The sequence below is a fragment of the Streptomyces sp. NPDC044061 genome, from assembly GCF_056434305.1.
In genome coordinates this window covers 1-1,590 of the sequence record NZ_JBWKFL010000169.1, presented here as the reverse complement: position 1 = coordinate 1,590, position 1,590 = coordinate 1, and the positions used below count along the sequence as shown (strand labels likewise).

Annotated in this window: 1 protein-coding gene; it reads left to right on the top strand. The window is 71.4% G+C overall.

Features of this window, described 5'->3' with window-relative positions; genetic code table 11:
• Positions 1 to 1,590: acyl carrier protein (locus tag AC07CM_RS50880; protein ID WP_478883355.1), on the top strand; the 1,590-nt coding region annotated here is incomplete at both ends.

Genomic DNA, 1,590 nt, shown 5'->3' with positions numbered 1-1,590 from the left:
GGCATGACCGAGCAGTTGGCTGCGGCTGATGTGGCGCGTATGCGGCGTTCGGGTGTGCTGCCGCTGGCTGGTGCCGAGGCTCTGGCACTGTTCGACGCCGCGACTGACCCGGCGACCGTGCCGGTGAAGCTGGACCTGGCGGGACTGCGGGCCTCCGGTGAGGTGCCGGCGCTGCTGCGCGGCCTCGTCCGCACCCCGGCCCGCCGTGGTGTCGCACGCACCGGCGAGGCCGGTGACCTCGCACACCGCCTGGCCGGCCTGCCCGCCGAGGCCCGCACCGACCTGGTGCTCGACCTGGTGCGCGGGCGGGCGGCGACCGTGCTCGGGCACGTGGACGGATCACTGGTCGATCCGGAGCGCTCGTTCCAGGAACTGGGCCTCGACTCGCTGACTGCGGTGGAGCTGCGCAACGGCTTGTCCGCGGCCACCGGGTTACGGCTGCCTGCGACCCTGGTGTTCGACTACCCGACCTCGGCCACGCTCGCGCACCACCTGCTCGACGAATTGCTCGGCACCGCTGAGCAGACCCCGGTTCCCGCCGGCGCACTGCCGTCGCTCTCCGACGATCCGGTCGTGATCGTGGGCATGGCGTGCCGGTATCCGGGTGGGGTGCGGTCGCCGGAGGACCTGTGGCAGCTGGTCACCGAGGGCGTCGACGCCATCGGCGACTTCCCGGACGACCGCGGCTGGGACCTCGACGCCCTCTACCACCCCGATGCGGCGCACACCGGCACGTCCTACACCCGATCCGGCGGGTTCCTGCACGACGCGGGGGAGTTCGACGCGGAGTTCTTCGGCATGAGCCCCCGGGAGGCGCTCGCCACGGACGCGCAGCAGCGTCTGCTGCTGGAGACGTCGTGGGAGGCGTTGGAGCGGGCGGCCATCGATCCGGTGTCGCTGCGGGGCAGCCGCACCGGTGTGTTCGCCGGCGTCATGTACGGCGACTACTCGGAACTGCTGAACACCCCGGAGTTCGAGGGCTTCCGTGGCAACGGCAGCTCCGCCAGCGTCGCCTCCGGGCGCGTGGCCTACTCGCTGGGCCTGGAGGGCCCGGCGGTCACGGTCGACACGGCGTGTTCGTCCTCGTTGGTGGCCCTGCACTGGGCTGCCCAGGCGTTGCGGTCGGGTGACTGTGATCTGGCGCTGGCCGGTGGGGTGACCGTGCTGTCCACCCCGGAGCTGTTCGTGGAGTTCTCGCGGCAGCGAGGCATGTCGGCAGACGGCCGGTGCAAGGCGTTCGCCGACTCCGCTGACGGTGTCGGGTGGTCCGAGGGTGTCGGCATGCTGGTGGTGGAGCGGCTGTCGGACGCGGTGCGCAACGGTCACGAGATCCTTGCCGTGATGCGGGGTTCGGCGGTGAACCAGGACGGCGCGTCGAACGGCCTGACGGCGCCGAACGGCCCTTCGCAGCAGCGGGTGATCCGGCAGGCACTCGCCGGGGCCGGTCTGTCGCCGCTCGACGTGGATGTCGTGGAGGGGCACGGCACGGGCACGACGTTGGGTGATCCGATCGAGGCGCAGGCGCTGCTGGCGACCTATGGGCAGGACCGTGAGACGTCGTTGCTGTTGGGTTCGGTGAAGTCGAACATC